The sequence below is a fragment of the Siminovitchia acidinfaciens genome, assembly GCF_003605385.1.
Lineage (GTDB): Bacteria > Bacillota > Bacilli > Bacillales > Bacillaceae_C > Siminovitchia > Siminovitchia acidinfaciens.
Window position 1 is genome coordinate 118,526 of record NZ_QYTV02000006.1, and the last position, 20,408, is coordinate 138,933.

General features: G+C 40.9%; 16 protein-coding genes and 1 pseudogene. 3 read left to right on the top strand and 14 right to left on the bottom strand.

The window, feature by feature from the left end; genetic code table 11:
- Window positions 1-67: 67 nt before the first annotated feature.
- From D4T97_RS14290 to rlmN, 7 genes and pseudogenes are all read right to left on the bottom strand, one after another.
- Complete coding sequence (locus tag D4T97_RS14290; RefSeq protein WP_235872262.1) at window positions 68-1,627, bottom strand: amino acid permease; 1,560 nt, start codon at window positions 1,625-1,627, stop codon at window positions 68-70.
- 166 nt (window positions 1,628-1,793) lie between these two features.
- A complete protein-coding gene (locus tag D4T97_RS14295; RefSeq protein WP_126051431.1) occupies window positions 1,794-3,293 on the bottom strand; it encodes an aminotransferase class I/II-fold pyridoxal phosphate-dependent enzyme in 1,500 nt (499 codons plus the stop codon).
- A gap of 272 nt (window positions 3,294-3,565) precedes the next feature.
- The gene (locus D4T97_RS14300; protein WP_126051520.1) at window positions 3,566-4,978 is read right to left on the bottom strand and encodes a sigma-54 interaction domain-containing protein; all 1,413 of its coding nucleotides are present in this window, start codon (window positions 4,976-4,978) and stop codon (window positions 3,566-3,568) included.
- Between the two features lie 122 nt (window positions 4,979-5,100).
- A complete protein-coding gene (locus tag D4T97_RS14305; RefSeq protein ID WP_126051432.1) occupies window positions 5,101-5,718 on the bottom strand; it encodes a LysE/ArgO family amino acid transporter in 618 nt (205 codons plus the stop codon).
- Between the two features lie 120 nt (window positions 5,719-5,838).
- Window positions 5,839-7,392, bottom strand: a pseudogene (locus tag D4T97_RS20800) (NAD(P)H-hydrate dehydratase).
- 124 nt (window positions 7,393-7,516) lie between these two features.
- Window positions 7,517-9,049, bottom strand: a complete 1,533-nt coding sequence (locus D4T97_RS14320) for a multicopper oxidase family protein (protein ID WP_126051435.1) — start codon at window positions 9,047-9,049, stop codon at window positions 7,517-7,519.
- A gap of 338 nt (window positions 9,050-9,387) precedes the next feature.
- Window positions 9,388-10,455, bottom strand: coding sequence for a 23S rRNA (adenine(2503)-C(2))-methyltransferase RlmN (rlmN, locus tag D4T97_RS14325; RefSeq protein WP_126051436.1), 1,068 nt, complete (start codon window positions 10,453-10,455; stop codon window positions 9,388-9,390).
- 195 nt (window positions 10,456-10,650) lie between these two features.
- Here rlmN and D4T97_RS14330 point away from each other — a divergent pair, with 195 nt between their 5' ends.
- Window positions 10,651-11,859, top strand: coding sequence for an MFS transporter (locus D4T97_RS14330; RefSeq protein ID WP_126051437.1), 1,209 nt, complete (start codon window positions 10,651-10,653; stop codon window positions 11,857-11,859).
- Window positions 11,860-11,894: 35 nt separating this feature from the next.
- Here the strand turns inward: D4T97_RS14330 and D4T97_RS14335 are convergent, their stop codons facing one another.
- A complete protein-coding gene (locus tag D4T97_RS14335) occupies window positions 11,895-12,176 on the bottom strand; it encodes a DUF5316 domain-containing protein (RefSeq protein WP_126051438.1) in 282 nt (93 codons plus the stop codon).
- A gap of 145 nt (window positions 12,177-12,321) precedes the next feature.
- On the opposite strand from D4T97_RS14335, the gene D4T97_RS14340 reads away from it, so the two are divergent.
- A complete protein-coding gene (locus D4T97_RS14340) occupies window positions 12,322-12,519 on the top strand; it encodes a cysteine-rich CWC family protein (protein ID WP_126051521.1) in 198 nt (65 codons plus the stop codon).
- Between the two features lie 116 nt (window positions 12,520-12,635).
- Here D4T97_RS14340 and D4T97_RS14345 read toward each other — a convergent pair whose 3' ends face one another.
- Together D4T97_RS14345 and D4T97_RS14350 are read right to left on the bottom strand one after the other, a co-directional pair.
- Window positions 12,636-13,271, bottom strand: a complete 636-nt coding sequence (locus D4T97_RS14345; RefSeq protein ID WP_126051439.1) for a LysE family translocator — start codon at window positions 13,269-13,271, stop codon at window positions 12,636-12,638.
- A gap of 71 nt (window positions 13,272-13,342) precedes the next feature.
- Window positions 13,343-13,960 carry an FMN-binding negative transcriptional regulator gene (locus D4T97_RS14350; protein WP_126051440.1) on the bottom strand — a complete coding sequence of 206 codons (618 nt, stop codon included), beginning with the start codon at window positions 13,958-13,960 and terminating at the stop codon, window positions 13,343-13,345.
- Between the two features lie 186 nt (window positions 13,961-14,146).
- Between D4T97_RS14350 and pdxR the strand changes: the two genes are divergently transcribed.
- On the top strand, window positions 14,147-15,526 hold the full coding sequence (gene pdxR, locus D4T97_RS14355; RefSeq protein ID WP_126051441.1) for a MocR-like pyridoxine biosynthesis transcription factor PdxR: 1,380 nt from the start codon (window positions 14,147-14,149) through the stop codon (window positions 15,524-15,526).
- Window positions 15,527-15,707: 181 nt separating this feature from the next.
- Here pdxR and D4T97_RS14360 read toward each other — a convergent pair whose 3' ends face one another.
- The 4 genes from D4T97_RS14360 to D4T97_RS14375 all read right to left on the bottom strand — a co-directional run bounded on the left by D4T97_RS14360 (window position 15,708) and on the right by D4T97_RS14375 (window position 20,351).
- A complete protein-coding gene (locus D4T97_RS14360; RefSeq protein WP_164525583.1) occupies window positions 15,708-17,561 on the bottom strand; it encodes a pyruvate kinase in 1,854 nt (617 codons plus the stop codon).
- 140 nt (window positions 17,562-17,701) lie between these two features.
- Window positions 17,702-18,637: an agmatinase gene (speB, locus tag D4T97_RS14365; RefSeq protein WP_126051443.1), complete on the bottom strand. Its 936-nt coding sequence runs from the start codon at window positions 18,635-18,637 to the stop codon at window positions 17,702-17,704.
- A 192-nt stretch (window positions 18,638-18,829) separates the two neighbouring features.
- Window positions 18,830-19,120 (bottom strand): hypothetical protein, encoded by a 291-nt coding sequence (locus D4T97_RS14370; RefSeq protein WP_126051444.1) that lies wholly within the window; start codon window positions 19,118-19,120, stop codon window positions 18,830-18,832.
- Window positions 19,121-19,133: 13 nt separating this feature from the next.
- Complete coding sequence (locus D4T97_RS14375) at window positions 19,134-20,351, bottom strand: MFS transporter (protein WP_235872265.1); 1,218 nt, start codon at window positions 20,349-20,351, stop codon at window positions 19,134-19,136.
- Between the last annotated feature and the right edge of the window lie 57 nt (window positions 20,352-20,408).

A 20,408-nucleotide genomic window follows, 5' to 3' on the forward strand; every position in this document is an offset into this window, starting at 1 on the left:
GGCATTCAACATTCGGGCATCATTAAAGCCGCAACATGTTCAGGAATACAGGTTGCGGCTAACTGAGTTACTTGTTATATCCACCTTTTTTTACTGTCAATTTCAGCTTTTCATTTCGTTGCTCCTCAATGTCTTTGTCAACACTGAAATCACATTGCTCCAAAGGAACCACCTTTGTCTTTTTCGTAAACTTGTACACTAACCAAACAGCGATGAATAACGGAAGCCCAATATAAGAAATGAGCGCACCATTCCAGTCGATATTTCCGTTTGTAAAAGCACTGTAATTTTGGCCAAGGATAACGAAAATACAAAGAGCAAGGGCAAACAGCGGCCCAAATGGGAACCATTTCGCCCGGTACGGAAGATCGTCAAGACTCCGACCTTGTGCTACATAGGCTCTGCGAAAACGGTAGTGGCTTAACGAAATCCCAACCCATGCGATAAAGCCTGACATCCCTGAAGCATTCAACAACCAAATATACACGGCCCCATCACCGAAGAATGAGGCAAGGAATGCAAGACATCCGACGAGCGATGTAGCCACTAAAGCCCTGACGGGCACACCGCGTTTATCAAGTTTGCCCAGAAATCTCGGAGCCTTTCCTTCTCTTGCCAAATCCCATAGCATACGTGTTGATGCATACAATCCTGAACTTCCTGCTGACAAAACGGACGTCAAAATAATGGCATTCATTACTGATGCTGCAAAAGCAACACCTGCCTGATCAAAAACAAGAGTGAAAGGGCTTACGGTTACATCATTGCTTGCCAAACTTTCTGTCGTATACGGAATAATCAGGCTGATAATGAAAATGGCAAAAATGTAAAATAGAAGTATCCGCCAAAATACCGAACGAACGGCCTTTGGGATGGACTTGGATGGGTTATCCGTTTCACCAGCTGCCACGCCGAACAGTTCAGTTCCCTGGAAAGAATACCCTGCTGCCATAAAAATTCCCAAAATGGTCATGAAGCCTCCGTTAAATGGTCCTTCACCGACATTGAAATTTTTAAAGCCGATATACTCTCCACCCATAATTCCAAAAATCATCAGCACCCCAACAATGAGAAATACGATAACGGTTACAACTTTTATCATGGAAAACCAATATTCGGATTCCCCGAAGCCTTTGACGGAAAGATAATTCAACATAAAGATCAGCACTAGACATAAACCGCTCCAAAGGATGGAAGGGCTTTCAGGGAACCAAAACTTCATGATCAAAGTAACTGCTGCCAATTCGGATGCTATTGTAATCGCCCAGTTATACCAGTAATTCCATCCCAAAGCGAAGCCTAGTGCAGGATCGACAAACCTGGAACCGTATGTACTGAATGATCCGGCCACTGGCATGTAAGCGGACATTTCTGCCAAGCTTACCATGACAAAGTAAACCATGAAGCCAATTGCACCGTAAGCAAGTAGAGCCCCTCCTGGTCCTGCTGTATGAATGGCTGTTCCACTTGCTAAAAACAGCCCGGTTCCAATTGTGCCGCCTAATGCGATCATCGTTAAGTGTCTTGACTTCAAATTTCTTTTTAATTGCTGGCCAGGTTGAGATCCCGGCGAGTTTTTCGTTTCATTATTTACGGTAATAGTTGTTTCGGCGGCATGGTTTGACATAAAGCCGATTTCCTCCTTTTACATGCTGTCTGTACAATTTATACGATGTTTATTGAAGGAATGATATAGTATTTCCATTTTTCCTAACGTCCTTCATTCAACTCGCAAGAACAACCCTGGATGATCCGGCCGTGTTCAAAATAAAAGAAAACGGCCGGTTTATTTGTTACTTTATTACGTATATAGTTTGCATTGTATCGTCGGAAGGACTTTGGAAATATGCACCCATCTCATGCAACTGTTTGATTGTATCCACATGTGTCTTTGTTATTTCCTCGCCTGGCGTTAGAAGCGGAATCCCCGGTGGATATGGAAGAACCGTTTCTGCGCAGTATGATCCAATAGCTTCTTCCAGCGTCATCCGATGACGCGGCTTGTGAAATGCTGTTCCCAACGATACAGCCGGCTTTTGCAAAGTCCCCTCTTCAGCGAAAAGAACGATATCTTTCGTCTCTTGCTTAGTAAATGCCATCTGCTGCAATTTCCGGTCAATGGCCTTGATTGCATCCACCACTTTTTCAATATCCTCTTCATTTTCATTTAATGAAAACAAAAAGACGATATTGCGGGGATCACTAATTTCTGCTGTGCAGCCTTCTTCATAAAATAGATCCAGTAATTGATATCCAGTAACAGTTTCATCTTTGCAGGAAATGATCCATTTTAACGGGTCCCTTCGATGAACCTCGATACTTCCTTCCCAAATGGTGAGTGCATTTAGTTCATCAACAAGGTTGATTCTTCTTTTTTCAAGACGGTCCACTGTTACCTTGAGTTCATCTCTTCCTTTTTCAACCAAATACCTTCTTGCCAGATCCAATGAAGCAAGCAATGGATAAGAAGGGCTCGTTGATTGAATCATGCCAAGCACTTGGGCCAGCCGTTCGCGGTTAATAAGGTTTCCTTTGACATGAAGCATGGAAGCCATTGTCATCGCGGTCAACATTTTATGGGTGGATTGAACAACGAGATCTGCTCCTTGAGAAAGTGCAGATGGAGGTACTGCCTCCGACTGTCCAAAATGGGCACCATGTGCTTCATCACATACAAGGGGGACGCCCGCGTTATGGCACGTCTCAGCCAGCTGTGAAACATTTTGGCTCATCCCATAATAGTTCGGGTTGGTGATCCAGACGGCTTTCGCATCAGGATGCTGCTTCAAAGCTTCTTCAATATAATAAATATCCGAAACCATTGCTGCTTTTGTCGTTGATTCAATTGCCGGTGCTATATAAATCGGATGTGCTCCCGCCAAGAGCAAACCGTGGAATACTGATTTATGCATATTTCGCTGAACTAGTATTTTGTCTCCAGGGCCGCATAAAGTCAGTGCTGCTGCAATATTTCCTATCGTACTGCCGCCAACCAGGAAGAATGTATGATCAGATCCGAAAGCTTCTGCTGCCAGAGCCTGCGCATCCGCGATGAAATCAGTTGGATGATGCAGATCGTCAATTCCCACCGATTCCGTAGCATCTATTTTTAATACATCATAAAAGTGATCGTATCCTTTTTGGTCGAAAACACGTCCATCCTTATGCCCCGGTACATGCATGGATGTACGCTTGCTTTCTTCATATTGACACAAAGCCTCGTATAATGGCGCTTTGCCGTGATCTAATTTTTTATCAATCATCTTTTCTACTTGTGAAATGTCTAAACTCATAATTATTCTCCTCCCAATACTTTTCTATCTTTTTTATCAAGAGAATCCAAAATAATTAAGAAAAAGATGACACCGTTTACAAGCGGGCCGGTGAATCTTTTTCTTTTTTGCGGAACTCGCTGATTTAATATTGCAACTTTCGTGCCAACCGGATAATTCTGTTAACAAAAGGAGAAAAAGCCCCGATATTACAGGACTTTCCCCAAAATAGCCGAATTTTTTAGAACGTATAGTATGACAAAGTACAAAAAAACCGCCGAATTTTCGGCGGTTTAGTTCTTGTCGGCTAATTTTGTCATTTTATATTGCAGTGTTTGTCGCGGGATGTCCAATAATTTTGCAGCCTGTTGGATATTTCCACCCGTTTTACTTAATGCCTCAGAAATCAGGCTTCGCTCCGTTTCCATCAAAGCGTCTCTCAATGGCTTTAGAGACGTGCTCTCAAAGTGTTCCACACCGGCATTTTTGTAATTAACGATATGGTGAGGTATATGATCTTTTGTAATTTCGTGGCCATCCATGATATTCATGGCTGATTCAATGGCATGCTCCAGCTCCCTGACGTTACCAGGCCACGAATAAATATTGAACAAGTCCAATACATCCTCGGTTATTTTTGTAACTAGTTTTCCGAACTGGAAGTTATATTTACGAACAAAATGCTCTGCGAGGCGCGTGATATCCCCTCTTCTCTCCCTGAGCGGCGGGATGTCCAAGCTGACTACATTCAAACGATAATACAGGTCTGAACGGAGTGTTTTTTCCTCGATACACTTTTCTGCAGGTTCATTCATAGCCGCAATAATTCTTACGTTGACTGCATTCTCTCTTGTTCCTCCCACCCTGCGAATGAGTCCGTTTTCAAGCACCCTTAATAATTTTGCCTGAATATCAAGCGGCATGGAATTGATTTCATCAAGGAATAACGTTCCGCCGTTTGCAATTTCAAACAGACCTGGACGGTCAGAAGCACCTGTATAGCTTCCTTTCACAGTTCCGAACAGAATCCCTTCCAATAATGACGATGGAATGGCAGCACAGTTTTGCGCAATGAACGGTTCGGTCTTGCGGGGCGAAGCATTATGGATCGCTTGGACAAACAGCTCTTTGCCGGTCCCTGTTTCACCGTATACCAAGATGGGAGAGGATGTTTGAGCGACCTTCATTGCTTTTTCTTTTAATTTTTTAAAAGAGGCGTCGCTTGTAATAATATCCATCATCTGATAATTTGCTCCGGATGCCCCTTTAGGTGACTTGTTTTTACTATTAGCCGGTTCCACCTTAGCCTGCAAATCAAGCAGCTTTTCCGACAGCTGTTTGACCCTTGTCAAATCTTTTGCAATTTCAACGGCTCCGACTATTTCTCCGTCCACTTTTATGGGCAAGGTCGTATTTACCGTATCTATCAACATGCCGCGTATATTATAGTATGACTGGTGCTGGTTATGGATTGGTTCACCCGTATGGATAACCTTTAGCAATGTACTTGTATCCCCGGTCAGAGATGGAAAAACGTCGAGCACGTGCTTCCCTAGGACCTCGTCTCCTTCCACCCCATCGAGCTTTGCTGCTACATGGTTATAGAACATAGTTATACCATTTGCATCAACTGCATGGATTCCTTCATCTATCGTACTTAAAATTGAGTGGAGAATTTCCTTATCTTTTGTATCGGTCAAATTCAGTAGCACGGAAATCGCATCTCCTTTTTCAATCAAACTCTTATTCAAATATTATGTGCCGAATTTTCGTCAATTTAGCGCCGGATTTTCGGCACTCTATTATTATATTATTTTTTCAAAGGAAATCATATCATTTTAAAAAGAAGATAAGCTATGTAAATAGCAACTCCCCAAATAATCAGTGCGGAAATTTTATTAATTATGTATACCAATCTTCCTTCGGTATCAATGTTTCCGACAATCTTCCCTGCTGTAGCCAGCCCAAAAAACCACATCCAAGAAATTAATATTGTTGAAAGTCCAAAAGCTGCTTTTTCCGCTCCCTGGTAGCTTAATGAACTTGTACCGATGACACCGATCGTATCTATGATGGCATGCGGATTAAGCAAGGAAACAGATAAAGCGAACATGATTTGCTTTTTCGGAGACAACGGCTTTTCGTTTTTATTCGCTTCCGGCGGTTTGCTGTTCCAGACAGTCCACCCCATATAAAGCAGAAATAAGAAACCGACCGCAAACAATATTACCTGCAATATAGGCATTGTCAGTACAATGACTGATACTCCTAAAATCGCAAGAACTATCAGAAGTGTGTCGCAAAGGCCCGCCGTTATAACGACGGGAACTGCTCCCCTGAAGCGGGCTTGCACTGCCCCTTGATTGAAAACAAAAACATTTTGAGCTCCTAATGGAATGATTAGTCCGAATGCAAGAAAAATTCCGTGAAAAATTGCTGCCAACATACCCCCGTGCCACCTCTTCAAATAATTTCATTTTATTTGTATACTATATAATTACCAATTAATATGTCCAACTTGGAAATTGCCGCCAGGAAATTCCTAAGGGCCGGCTTCTGAATCCATTCAAATTATGATATTTAACTGCTCTCTCAACCCATCTATCAAATCAGGAGGAGTCACTCCATAATTAGATAATAAATTTGATTTTTCTTCTCCAGCTTTTGCATGCAAATAGGTGCCTGCTACCATTGCGTTTAATGGGGTGGCTCCCTGTGCTACAAATGAGGCAATCAATCCTGTTAGGACATCTCCGCTGCCCCCCTTCCCCAATGAATCATTGCCCGCCGGGTTGATAAAAATTTCACCATCAGGTGAAGCAATGATCGAACGGTGGCCTTTCAATAATAAATAGATATCATATTTCTTTGCAAAAGAGGACGCAACTTCGATTCTGTCAGACTCCACCTCACTGACGGTCATGTTCAACAGTCCAGCCATTTCTCCTGGATGTGGAGTGAATATTACATCGCCGCTATAAGTTCTTATCATTTCCAAAATATTTCTTGAGAGATACAGTGCATCGGCATCGACTATGATCGGCTGGCCTGTTAGGGAGTAAAACAATCTCTCCAGCCATTTTTCCCCCTCGGGAAATCTGCCCATGCCCGGGCCGACTGCCACTACGTCAAACTCTTGAAGCTTGATTTAAATTTCGTCTAAGGAATGTTCAGAGAATTGGCCGTTTTTCTCTGGTAATGGGAAAAATAAAGCTTGGGGCATTTGCGATGCAGCCATTGGATAAATACTTTCCGGGACAGCCAAAGTTACAAGACCTGCTCCGGATAGCAGCGAGCTTTTGGCTGTGAACAAAGGTGCGCCAACATAAGGGCGCGAGCCTCCCAATACAAGAACATGGCCAAAGGTCCCTTTGTGTCCATCAATGGGCCTTTTCGGAATGACATCTTTTACAAGTGGTTCCGTAATTACCTTCGGCATTTGCAAATCCAGGTTTTCTACAATGGAAGTAGGTACCGAAATGTCTACCGCCTTCCATTCACCTATATATTTGGGACCGTCTAGCAAAAAGAAGCCTTTTTTGGGATAAACAAACGAAACTGTTTTTGAAGCCTTTACTGCCATACCAACGGCCTTTCCTGTATCGCTGTTTAATCCTGATGGTATGTCCACCGACATGATTATTTTACTTTTAAGCCGGTTAACAAATGAGATGATTTCACTGACAGGTTCTCGTAACGGACCATTCACCCCTGTCCCTAACATAGCATCAACAATTATATCGGCTTCACTCAATAGATTATGGAGCTTCCGACTAGAATTATTATGAAAATACCAAATAGGCAATCCGCGTTTATTATATACATCGAAGTGAACTTTCGCATCACCTTTCATTTTGTTCGGATCGGCAATAAAGCAAACAACGCAATCGTAACCTGAATCATAAAGTTTGCGGGCAATTACAAAGCCATCACCCCCATTATTTCCCGCTCCGGCTAGTACTATGATCCGAGGATTTTCACAGGGCGAACTTGCGATTACCTCTTCTGCTATTTTTGTTCCGGCATTTTCCATTAAAACAACGCCGGGCAGACCTATGACATCCATAGTATATTGATCCATTAACTGCATTTCTTTTCGGCCGGCAGCAAACATAGTCATCCCTCCGTAACTTGATAATATTAATTTAACAAGACCACGGAGTAAATGCCATTAGAAATAGGAGAGCGACTGCATTTCCTTCACGCCACTCCTCATTAAATTAGGTGTTGGCCAGCAACCGTCTTCATCGGATAACGACATACGGCCTCATCATTTCATAGTCCTCATGTTCTAACATATGACAATGCCATACATACAACCCCGTATAAGGTCCAAACCTCATGATGATTCGCGTTACTTGTTTAGGATTGGCCCGAACGGTATCCTTCCACCCACGTTCTTGTGGTTCTGGAGGAACCGCTGCTCCTGTATAATGGAGCATTTTCTCTTTAGTATATCTTTCTATATCGAAATCTCTCCGGTCGAGGATTTGGAATTCAATTAAGTGAAGATGAATAGGATGTGAATCTTTAGTCAAATTAATCAAATACCATATCTCGGTCGATCCCAATTTTGGATTTTCAGAGATGGGGGCATCCCATTGTTTATTATCCAGCAGCATTAATTCACGTCCAAATTTATCCCGAGTCTCATTTAATGTGAGATATCGAACTTTTAAAGCTAACCGTTCATTTAATTTGTGAAAAGGAAACATATAAGCAGGGATAGCACTCGTATCCACACTGGACAAGGAGAGAATCACTCTAAACTGCATTACGGTACCCGTGTTATCATTTGGGGGACTACCGCTTGGAAAAGGCGTAGGTGCATCGTTGGTCATGGTGATATTCTCACCCTCAAGATTGGAAAAATCAATGATTACATCTGCCCGTTCCGCAGGTGCTAACAAAATTTGTCTAATACCTATAGGGTGCTGCATGAAACCTTTGTCCGTCGATATTTGATACATAAGTTGTCCAGAATCAAGCTTAATTCTAAAAAAACGGGTGTTGGATGCGTTTAACAGCCTAAATCGATATTTCCGTGGTTCCACTTTTAAGTACGGATAAACTTTACCATTCACAAGAATAGTTTCTCCGACAAATTCAGGAACGATGGATGTTTCTAAACCAGAAACTGGTTTTGGCCGCTGCTTCGGATAATATAGTGAACCATCGTTATTAAACGTTTTGTCTTGTATTAAAAGGGGGACCTCATATTTCCCACTAGGTAAATTCAGTGAACGCTCACGTTGATCCCTTATAAGATAGAAACCTGCTAAACCGGCATATATATTGAGCCTGGTAATTCCAAGGGCATGATCATGGTACCAGAGTGTGCAGGCGTGATTGCAATTATCATATCGATATATTTGTTTTCTAAAATAGCGTCCAACTTGTTTGAAACCTTTCGTAAACCATGCCTCTGGGTAGCCATCGCTTTCCCATTCAACACAAGCCCCGTGGACGTGGACTACCGTTCGAACTTCCGGCACGTCCATATGGGCACCGTGAACAGTATGGTCGATAGGCAACAAATGCCTGTCTGGAAGATTGTTCATCCACTTGATAAATACGATTTCTCCGCTTGCCACTTCGATGGTAGGTCCTGGATAGCAGCCTTCGTACCCCCAAACCGTTGTTTCACTCAGCTCGCTGTGAAGTGATTGCTTAATTTCAGTCATGTTGACTTCGTAATAAGTATATGATTCATTTTTCTGAAGAGGTTTTAAAACAGGGGGGATTGGAAGTTCGTCTAAAAACTTAGAGAGAATCATAGGTCTGCTCCTTTATTAACTAAAAGTCTACGTCCTTCCAAAGCTATCAGCGCGGAACAATTTCGCACTGCGTATTACCAATGCTCTGCTCCGCGCATATTTAAAACAATAAATTTTCATTCTTCACACTTATAATAGTAATATTTATAAATGACCCCAATTATGAAAATTTCAACTTTTAATAACGGTCAAAAATTGGTGGATTATGGAATGCTCTTCTTAACAAGAATACAAATATCAATACGTTAACAAATTTAACCCACTAAGAGGCGCAATATAGTACGCTCAACTAATGAAAAAACGAATGATCTCACATTGATCATTCGTTCTTCCGACAGTTATATTACTGATTTTCTTTGTTTGATTTGTTTGCTTCTCAATTGTCCGCAGGCAGCGTCGATATCCGTTCCCTGCTCCATTCGGACGCCGCAATGGATGCCTTTTTTCTTCAACGTATCAAAGAATGCTCGAATGGACTCCGGCTTGCTTCGTTGGTACTGTCCATGTTCATCGACAGGGTTATAAGGTATCAAATTCACATAGGCAAGGTGCTTTCGTTTTTGAAGCAGCTTCGCCAATTCCAAAGCTTCCTTCTCATGATCGTTGACATCTTTCAATAAAATATATTCGATCGTTACTCTTCGATTTGTTTTATCCAAATAATAATCAAGTGCTTCCATTAGCTTTGCAATTGGAAATGCTTTGTTGATTTTCATAATTTGTGTACGCAGTTCATCGTTCGGCGCATGGAGAGATAAGGCCAGATTAACCTGCAAATTCTCATCTGCAAAGTCGTAGATTTTATGAGCCAGACCACTTGTCGATACTGTGATATGCCTTGCACCGATAGCCAATCCTTTCGGATCATTGACGACACGCAAGAAGTTCATCAGGTTTGTGTAGTTGTCAAATGGCTCACCAATTCCCATGACTACGATATGGCTTACGCGCTCATCCATGCCACGTTCGTCAAGGAACTTTTGTACCTTCATGATCTGCCCGACAATCTCACCGCTGTTCAAGTCGCGACTTTTCTTCAAAAGTCCGCTGGCACAAAAGCTGCAGCCGATATTACATCCGACCTGGGTCGTCACACAAACAGAAAGTCCGTAATGGAAGTTCATTAACACTGTCTCAATCAAGTTACCGTCTTCCAGTTCGAACAAAAACTTAATCGTTCCATCCTCTGACTCCTGCCGGACCGCCTGCTTCAACGTCTGTATTTCGAAGTGTTGATCCAGCAGTTCCAGACAGTCTTTATTCACATTTTTCATTTCAGAAAAACTGTCTACCCTCTTTGTATATAACCAGTCCCACACTTGTTGTGCGCGGAACTTTTTTTGTCCATGCTCTACAAGCCATTCGGTCAATTGATCTATCGTCAAGCCGTATATTGATTTTTTCAAAGTAAAACCCTCATTTCAAATAAATCCGATGCTGTTATTATAATACTAGGATAGATGCAAGGAAACAACCCATTTCGGTCCAAAAGCAATTTGACTAACTATACTTTATAATTTATTGATAATCTTTTCCCTTCAAGATTGATCACAAAAAGATATAAGATAAAGATTGAAGTATATTATTGAGAGGATTTTCCTATGGATGTTAATGGTATTGCAGGAAACAGAAAATATTATCAATGGATCGTTCTTATTGTTGCCACATTGTCGCAGACCTGCGCCTCTTTCGTTATTTTCGGTATGGGTCCGATGGCAGCCTTTTATCAGCAAGCATACGAACTAACGCAATTCGAAACCGGTTTAATTGTCTCTGTCGTCAATTTAGGACCGATTCTTTCCATGATTTTATTTGGAGATTTAATGGATAAATATGGTGAAAAATGGGTAGTGGGAATGGGGTCCATCCTTCTAGGACTCAATACATTACTCGCTTTTTCAATCAATAATTATACTTTGTTATTGACCAATTTATTTTTCGTCGGTATTTGGTATGGAACAGCCCAGCCTGGGGGCAGTAGCGCGATCGTTAAATGGTTTCCCGGAAAACATCGGGGGCTTGCAATGGGAATCAGGCAGACGGGCATACCTGTTGGAGGAGCATTGGCCGCTGCAATCCTCCCTTTCATTTTCTTTGAATTGGGACTGCCAGCAGCAGTGCTGATGCAAGGAAGCATTGCCATCGCGGGTGGTCTGATTTTCCTCTTGGTCTATAAGGACCTAGCAAAGAATGAACAACAGAAAAAGCGATATACCTTTATAGAAAAAATAGACCGTATAAAAAACAAAACCAACTTGTATCCTGTGTTTTTCGTTGGTATCACAATGGTCTCTGTGCAACTCATTATTGTTGCTCACTTGATGGGGTACCTAAGGGATCATTTACAATTAAGCATAGGCTTGGCAGGAACGTTTTTAAGCTTGGCACTACTGGGAGGCATGTTTGGGAGGATCATTCTTGCCTGGGTCAGCGACAACATTTTCAATGGAAACCGAAGCAAACCTCTTCAAATGACTATTTGGGCCACTGCACTAATTATTATTTGCATACTGCTACTTGGCAATTATCTTCCATTATGGCTGATCGGACTGTTTTGCTTCACATTCGGATTTCTTGGAATTGGTTGGTACAGCTTGTTTATCGTCATGGTTGCAGAAGCAGCTGACAAAAGTTTTATTGCGTTGACTGTCAGCTTTGCATTGACGTTAAATCAATTTTTTATCGTTATCTCGCCTGCTCTATTCGGTTTGTTGGTGGATCATTTCAATGGCTACAGCATACCCTTTGTATTGTTAGCAGCTGCTGTTTCAGTGGGGGCAATCTGGTTAAAAACAACAGAGCGAAAATAGCCTGGCTCCGATTTTTTGGAAAGCTTCTCTGCTATTTAAAAAAAATAGAGGAAACAGGCAGCTGCCACTATATTAGGAAGACCAAGTAAAACCAGCCTCATACTTACACTGGTTCTTTTATGTCTTTCTTCCATCGTTTCGGAGGTGAAATTGGCTCTCATCCGATCACCGCTTACTAAAGAACCCGATGTAATCATGGATAAAGCAAGGAAAAAAAGTCCAATTCCTCCATTAACAAGGACAACTTTATCAATTCCAATGACTGTTATACATAATGCAACTACAGACAAAAGAATACCAATCAAAAAATATTTCACAGCCCCACCCTCCTTATCTTTTATATACGCATGAAGCTATATATTGTTTCAAAATGATTATATAGCCCTTATAATAAAATCCGATTAGAAAGTGAACAACGTTCTTACTGCAATGCGCAAGATAAGTTTGGGAGGTGATCAATTGATGCAAAGCAAGGAGGAAAAGTGCCCCTTTTGCGGGAAAGGAAACAACTGTTGCAACACACTCGATAAAAACTTGGGAATCTGTTGGTGCAGCAAAGAGTCATTTCCGCAGGGAATTTTCGAACTACTGCCTGCCGACCAAGTAATAAAAGTTTGTATTTGTAAAAGCTGTCTTGATGAGTACAAAAAGCACGATTAAGTTTACATAATTGGATTACAGTAAAGTAAAAATGAAAAAATACCATGTTTAGGCTGTGCTGCCTTATTATTTCGTTTTGTTTTGAAGCCAACACAAAAAACTGCATCATGATTTTCTTATGTTTTAGAAGAGCTCGCAAAGGCGGAAAATACCCCTAACACAATAAAAAAATAACCAGTTATCCGATTCTGTAGCTTTAAACGCCCTTTACTGCCGAGAATCCGCTTTCTAATAACTGCTGCAAGAACTGCATACAGACCATCACTAATAAAAGCCAGAATAATAAATATTGCTCCTAAAAACAAAAATTGCATTGTGACTGATCCAGCAGAAGGTGATATGAATTGCGGAAAGAAGGCTAGAAAAAAAAGTGCAGTCTTAGGGTTCATTATTTCTACGAGCACTGATTGGTAAAAGACCTTTAATAGTTTTTTTCGAGGGGCTTTTGGAATTTCTGTAGTCGTTCTATCAGAAGAAAATAAAGTTCTACACCCCAGATAGATAAGATAAGCAGCGCCTAAGTATTTAACGATATTAAAAGCTGTTGCTGATGTCATAAGAATCGCAGATACTCCAATTGCTCCAGCTAAAACGTGAACAGAACCACCAAGAGATACACCAAGAACTGACACCAGGCCCGCTCTCTTCCCTTGATCTATACTCCTTGCCATAATATAAAACACAGCTGGTCCAGGTATTATTAACAATGTAGCAGCCCCAATTACAAATAGCCAAATAGTTGAAAACTCCAAAAAGTGTGCCTCCTTGTCATACTATTGAAATATGATCGAATTGGGCTCCTCCTTGATTGATAAAAGTAAGGCTACTTTTTATTTACAAGGTTCGCTTTCATCAAAGAGGCAATTTGTTGCTCATTTGAAGATGGAATCTGTTCCAACTGTTTAATAATAAGCTCTTGTCTTTGTAAGGAATGGTTTTGACTCACCTTTGCTTTTCCTTCCATCCTATTGATTTTTATTTTGAATCCTTGCACGCCCTTGTTCATACCAGAGAGAAATTTAGCATCTACATCCCGTAGTCTGTATGAACTACCAGGAGCTTCATACTTCAATACCATATCATTCAAGGAACCCATTAACTCGTGTTCATCCTTGATCAGCTCAACTTTGCCGTAAACATGAACAGTTACATAGTTCCACGTTGGCACTGCTTTATTGGTCTCATACCAAGAAGGAGAGATATAACAATGAGGTCCATGGAAAACGCTTAAGACTGTTTGAATTTGAATATCCTTCCACTGCGGATTCGGACGGGCAAAATGACCATATAAAGCCCTCTCATCTTTATTTAATGTAAGGGGAAGATGGGTAGCGTATGGTTCTCCGTTGTGCTGAGAAAATAGAGTGGCAAAACTAAATTTTTCGATAAAGTCAAACATCATTTCTTCATCATCGATTTGAAAATGTTTAGGTACATACATATGTGTTTTCTCCTCATTTCCCTTATTTTCATACTCTTTTCTTCCAACTGAAGAGAATTTAGATGATTCCCTTCTGCAGTAGCTTTATTCGTTTTATTAATTTTTCATTAATTAATAGCCTACTATACAAACTGACATAGAAAAAGGTACAATAATAAATAATTATACATGTCAGAGGGATTGCAATTGAATAATACTATTTTTACATTTAAAGATAACTCCCCTAAATACAAGCAAATCTACGAGAAGTTCAAATCATTTATTGAACAAGGAGACATTTTGGCGAATGAGCGATTGCCTTCCATTCGTCAACTTGCAGATTCCTTACATGTAAGTCGTAATACAACTTTAATGGCATATGAACAACTTGTTGCTGAAGGATATATTCGTGGCGAGGGCCGGAAAGGTTATTTTGCGAATGAGATAGAACCTGTAATTAATCAGGAAACAGCAGATTTCCATAATAAAAAGCAAACAGAGTTCAAGGAAAGTTGGATAGTCAATTTCAGGACAGATGCTGTTGATCAAACAAATTTCCCGTTGAAAATTTGGAGGAGATTTGCTAATCAAGCATTAACATTACAAGGTAGCTTTCAATACGGAGATCCGTTTGGGGAAGAGTGTCTGCGTAAACAAATTTCCACATATTTATTTCAATCACGCGGAGTGAAAACAAATCCTGATTCAATTGTCATAGGAAGCAGCACCCAACAAATGCTTGTATACCTCGGCCATATACTAAAGAATGAATTCGATAGTATTATAGTTGAAGATCCTGGTTACGACGGTGCAAGAGAAGCTTTTCAATTCCATCGTTTTTTATTTGAAACTTTGCCGGTTTATGAAGCAGGTGCTGACCTTTCACAATTAGAACAAATGAAATCACGGTTAATTTATGTAACCCCTTCCCATCAAAGTCCTCTCGGAGTAAGCATGTCTATTCAACAACGCCAAATGCTTATTCATTGGGTAAACAAGGTGCGTGGATATATTATCGAAGACGATTACGATAGTGAATTTCGGTATACACAAAAACCATTTCCTGCCCTTGCATCGATTGATTCAGCAAGAGTCATTTATTTAGGGAATTTCTCAAAGTCATTTCTTCCTGGAATCCGTTTATCTTATATGGTGTTGCCAGATCCGGTTTTAACTCGCTATAAAAAATACTATGCTCATTTTGAGAGTACCACATCGCTCTCCAGTCAACTAACAATGGCAAAGTTTATGGAATTGGGAGAATGGAATCGCCACGTAAAACGGATGCGGCTTGTTTATAAAAGAAAAATGCTCCACTTAGTTTCCGAATTAAGAAAGCGATTCGGCGAAAATATTTCTATCATTGGCGAGCAGTCTGGATTATATTTATTAATCAAAATACACTTGAACCATTCAGAAGAATCGTTAATCCAACGTGCCTCTTCTTATGGTGTAAAAGTATATCCGACCGCACCCTACTTTATTAAAAATCATCCTAATGCCCCGATTATTAAACTAGGCTTCAGCGATCTTTCTAGTGACGAAATCGCGCTTGGAGTCAAGCTCTTAAAAAAGGCATGGATTTAAACTCGGAAGGTAGTAAGATATTAATATCGAACAGGGATTATTCAGGCGGCTTGTTTTTTGGTGGTATCACGATTTAGGAATTACAGGAAATAGCTGATCATGATCGTGCCTCATTAAAAGGGACAAGGAAGTTTAAACTTGAAAAGAGTGGAATTTTTTCCCTTGACCTGAAAAGATAATGTTAATTATAAGGGCTTGCACTATTGAATTTAAATAAACCTAATTGCGGAAAAAGGGTTGTTCGGCTTTTGCGTTCCATGAACGGTGGGGATTCATCCGTTAAAATGTGATTGAGGAGTTGTATGGACTCCGAAACATACTTCCCTTTGTTTAACATGATGGCATTTGCTTTAGCTCCATAGGCGGCATCCGTAATTTCAGCCCGGGACGGGATGCCTTTTTTGGTCAAACTCTCTAACACTCCTGTCGCCCAAATGACTGGTATATGTGCAGCAGAACATAGATTAAAGATCTGTTCCTGTGCAGATGATAGTTGTTCATATCCAACCTCTATGGCCAAGTCCCCTCTTGCAATCATAACGCCGAATCCATTGAAGTTTAATCCTTCAATCAGAATTCTTCCCAAATGATGGATGGCATCCTTTGTTTCAATTTTTGCGATAACCGGCAAATGAGAGGCTGACAGCTGTTCTAATTTTGTCCTAAGCATCTTAAGATCATTGGGTGAATGAACAAAGGAAATTCCCACCATATCTGCGTGGCTGGCGATAAACGGAAGGTCCATAAGATCTTTATCGGTCAAGGCAGGGACACTAATACTTAATAGCGAGTCCGGCAGATTCACACCTTTGCCTTCTTTGACATTTACGTATTCATCTACTGGGGAAAGAATCATCAGATCAATGTATTCCTTTCCCACCCGCTGAACAATGCCTGCGATTTTCCCATCATCAATGAACACTCGGTCTGCCGGTCTTACATTTTGAAAAGCTTTTTTAAGTGTAACTGGTACGCCCGCAATCTGATTATCTGATGCTGCATGGCCCAACCGCTTTTCATCCAGGTAAAGACGTAATTTATCCCCTTTTGTCAAGCGGATTTCAACGGGCCCATACGGCATTGAGCGGATATGGTAAATGCCTTTTTCATGAATAAAAACTGTGCTTGCCCCTATCAATGCTGTATAGTCTAATTGAACCTTAATACAAGTCTTACTGAGAATATCGATGACCCGCAACGTCCTTTTTTGGTTATTCAAGTCCCAAAAAGTCAATTTATCACCTATCTTCAATAATTCAAGCGAACTTTGCTCCTTGACTGCGATTGTAAAAGAGTGGATATCAACCGTTGTTTCTGCTGCTCCTGAATCGACAAATCCTTCAATTGTACCTGTAAATTTTCCATTCGAATCAACAGGTGTTTTTACTGTCAAAAGCTTTTCGCTATGGTTAAATGACCCAATTCTTATCTTGGGACCGCCCAAATCCATATAAATCTTGCACGTAGAACCCTTCCACTTGCCTTTCGCCTTCAAATTTACTTCCGCATTGCGCAACGTCAAAATAAGTTCTTTCCATATTTCCGAATCTCCATGTGCACAGTTGATCCTAACAATATCCATGCCATTTACCAAAAAGTCTTCCAGAAGCTGTGTATCATGGACCATTTTAGCATCGAGGGTCACCATGATTTTTGCCTTTCGTTGATCAGTACTATTTCCCAGAACCCGGCTTGCCCGTGATTGTAAAATCATACTCGCTTCAGAAGGGGAAGGAACAGATAAAGAGGAATCGAATTCATAGTTTATGCCTAATTGCCTTAAGACCTTTTTTATTGTAAATAATGTATGAGCACGCGCATCTGCAAAGGAGGCAAGCCCATATTCTTTTAGCCAAAGGTCCCATTGGTCAAGGTTGTGGTTCTGCAAAGCGATAAAAGTTAGTAGGTTATCCCTGCTTTGTATCCCTTCAATGCTTTGTGCGACTGGATACTGGGCAATGCTTTGTTTGATTTGCCAAGTTACTTTACAGTAAATATTTTTAAGTTTCTTCGCTTCACAGTTTGAAATCAACATCCAGCCACTTCCTTCCATAACTTTAGCCTAAACTATATTATGAAGAAAGAATCCCCGGGCAACTTGTACATGTTTTTTGAATGTTCCCATCAATAAAAGACGAAGGACCATGCATTTAAAATTGCATGGTCCGCATAATATCAACGATAAGTACCAGTGATATTTCTTTCTTTTCTGTTATGGTGGCCCCAGCATTCCGTTATTATTTTTCTTGCTGCAAAGGCGGATAAAAGGGAATCGTCAAGCTTTGGAGCAACTTCCACCACATCAAAGCCGATAACCGGCAGTTCAAACAGCCCATACAGAAGATCAAGAAGCTCCCTGCTATCCAAGCCGCCGAACTGCGGTGTGCCTGTTCCTGGTGCATAAGCAGGATCAAGCGCATCTATGTCTACGGTAATGTATATGTTATTGAACCTTCCCATTTTTTCTTTGATTTTATGTAAGGTATTTTCTACGCCTTTTTTTCGTACTTCCGCCGCTCCAATGATATTCATCTTGTTGTTATTGATAAACTGAAGTTCCTCTGATTCAACAGACCTTACACCTACGAAAAAAATGCTCTCTGTATCTGTTATGTTTTTTAGTTCCAACGCCCGTCTTTCCGTTGAACCATGTGACAATGGATCTCCTCCTATCTCATCGCACAAATCAAAGTGCGAATCAATATGAAGGATGCCAAATGGCTCATTCAACGCTCTGTCGATCCCACGTAAAACCGGTATGGTTGTAGAATGGTCCCCACCTATCATTGTCAACAATTTTCCAGATTTCACAATGGAATAAGCTGCTTGTTCGGCCTCAAGGAACAATTCATCCCTGTCTTTTCCTTCTACGTCACCCAAATCAAGAATTTGTAAATCCGAGAGGTCTTCCCATCTTTCCGTAGTCGGAGCAATTGTGTAAGTGATTTCGCGAATGGCTTGAGGCCCTTCTTTAGCGCCTGCCCGAAAACTGACCCCTCCATCAAACGGAATGCCAAAAACAACGGCATCCGCCTTCTCCAACGATATCCCCGGACGATTCAATCCAGCCCAAATTCCAGGTTCCTTGATCATTTGATTTACATTTTTCACCCTTGATTCCCCCTGTATTTACTATTAGAAAATTCTATTATTATTCAAGTTTAGCATATGGCAGGGGAAATGTATTTCAATTTTAAAAATAGTGTTTTTTATTATGTCGCCTGATAGGTTAAGCGCAATCAAAAGAAAATAGGCCTGATTTAAGCTACAACATAAATCGGCCTTTTCCAATCAAATGAACTTTTATTCATTTCCTCCCTTTACTTCCTCATTGATATCAATCTTTTCACAGCCGGAATAAAGGCAAGAAAATATATCCATGCCCTCTTTTGCCTTGGCTAGTCCTTTCAAGTAAGGAGTGACCAAATCCTTGAAATCCGCTTCAACACCTTTTTCTTCCAATAAACCATGAACATATAATTTTTTTTCATCAAATAAGAATGCAACGTTCCCAACCGCTTTCCCTTTTGCATCCACAACGTTTAACAGTTGAAAATGGGGAGTTATAACTTCAGGTGAAAAATAAATTTCCAATTATAACGCTCCTTTAAGTAAACTTTAATTGTTCAAACAGCGTCTCGCTTCCTCTTGGTTCTTTCTTCTTGACCCGGATGAAAAATAGACATAAAAGCATTGCGAGAAATGTTATACCTGCAGTGGTCAAAAACATTCCGGAACGTGACCAATCCATGAGCGCACTAAAAACCGGTGGCCCAACGGCAACGCCCAAAAACCTGACCGATCCATATAGTGATGTGACAAAACCCCTTCGTTCTGCGGAAACCGATCCAGTAATAAAGCTGTTGATACAGGGAAGGACAAGCCCGGTCCCGATGCTGCTGAAAACTAGGATCGAAAAAAAGGGAATCAACCCTTTAAAAAAGATTAAAGTTGAAAATGATGCGGTCATAAGAAGTAAGCCGATAACAATCAATTTCTTCATCAACTTCATGTTCTTTCCGATTTTACTTCCTGTAAAATAAGAAGTCAAAGTCATGAATAACAACGGGATGGCCAAAATTCCACCTTTTAAAATACCATCAATATTGTGATCTTTTTCAAGGATATCCGAAATGTAAAATAAAATTCCGAACAGGGTGAATAAACATGCCGCGCCTGTAAAATATGCTACAAACAACCATCGCCCTTCCGTCTTAAATACCGATCCCAATCCTTTTATGTACTTCCCGACGCTTGGAGGTTCCTCTTCCTTTTTCTTTTCTTTGACAAAGAAGATGGTTAAAAGAATGGATATGATACAAAAGATGGGAAATGCGAAAAACACGGCATACCAGATAATTAGAGCCAACAATGATCCGATAATAGGGCTGATGACTTTTCCAAAACCGTTCGAAGCTTCGACCAGGCCCAAGACTTTGCTCTGCTCCCCGCCTTTAAACAAATCTCCGGTCAAAGCCATGGCAATGGGTGCCGTTCCGGCGGCTCCAATCCCTTGCAAGACCCGGCCTACCAAAACCCATATGTACGGGCTGGAAAACCAAGCAGAAGCTGCGCCAGCCAATATACCTCCGCCGCCATAAAGAATGAGTGCCGGGATAATTATCGATTTCCTGGAAAAGCGATCGGATAAATAGCCCAGTACAGGGATGGCAATCGCCGCCGCCATTGAAAAAACTGTAATGATCAGGCTGATTTTAAACTGGGACACATCAAATTCACTTTTCATTTTTGGCAAAATTGGAATCAACATGGAATTTCCCAATACTAAAATCAAGGGAATGGATGCGATTGCAGTAATGGTCATTCCTTTGTTTTTTTGCTTTGGCAACTTATTACCCCCCTTCAGCCTGGCTGTTAAATC

Bases quoted from the DNA above. Each gene is read 5' to 3' on its own strand.
- D4T97_RS14290 (WP_235872262.1), bottom strand. From the start codon at position 1,627: ATGTCAAACCATGCCGCCGAAACAACTATTACCGTAAATAATGAAACG.
- D4T97_RS14295 (WP_126051431.1), bottom strand. From the start codon at position 3,293: ATGAGTTTAGACATTTCACAAGTAGAAAAGATGATTGATAAAAAATTA.
- D4T97_RS14305 (WP_126051432.1), bottom strand. From the start codon at position 5,718: ATGTTGGCAGCAATTTTTCACGGAATTTTTCTTGCATTCGGACTAATC.
- D4T97_RS14320 (WP_126051435.1), bottom strand. From the start codon at position 9,049: ATGATTCTCTCTAAGTTTTTAGACGAACTTCCAATCCCCCCTGTTTTA.
- D4T97_RS14330 (WP_126051437.1), top strand. From the start codon at position 10,651: ATGGATGTTAATGGTATTGCAGGAAACAGAAAATATTATCAATGGATC.
- D4T97_RS14340 (WP_126051521.1), top strand. From the start codon at position 12,322: ATGCAAAGCAAGGAGGAAAAGTGCCCCTTTTGCGGGAAAGGAAACAAC.
- D4T97_RS14350 (WP_126051440.1), bottom strand. From the start codon at position 13,960: ATGTATGTACCTAAACATTTTCAAATCGATGATGAAGAAATGATGTTT.
- D4T97_RS14360 (WP_164525583.1), bottom strand. From the start codon at position 17,561: ATGTTGATTTCAAACTGTGAAGCGAAGAAACTTAAAAATATTTACTGT.
- D4T97_RS14375 (WP_235872265.1), bottom strand. From the start codon at position 20,351: ATGACCATTACTGCAATCGCATCCATTCCCTTGATTTTAGTATTGGGA.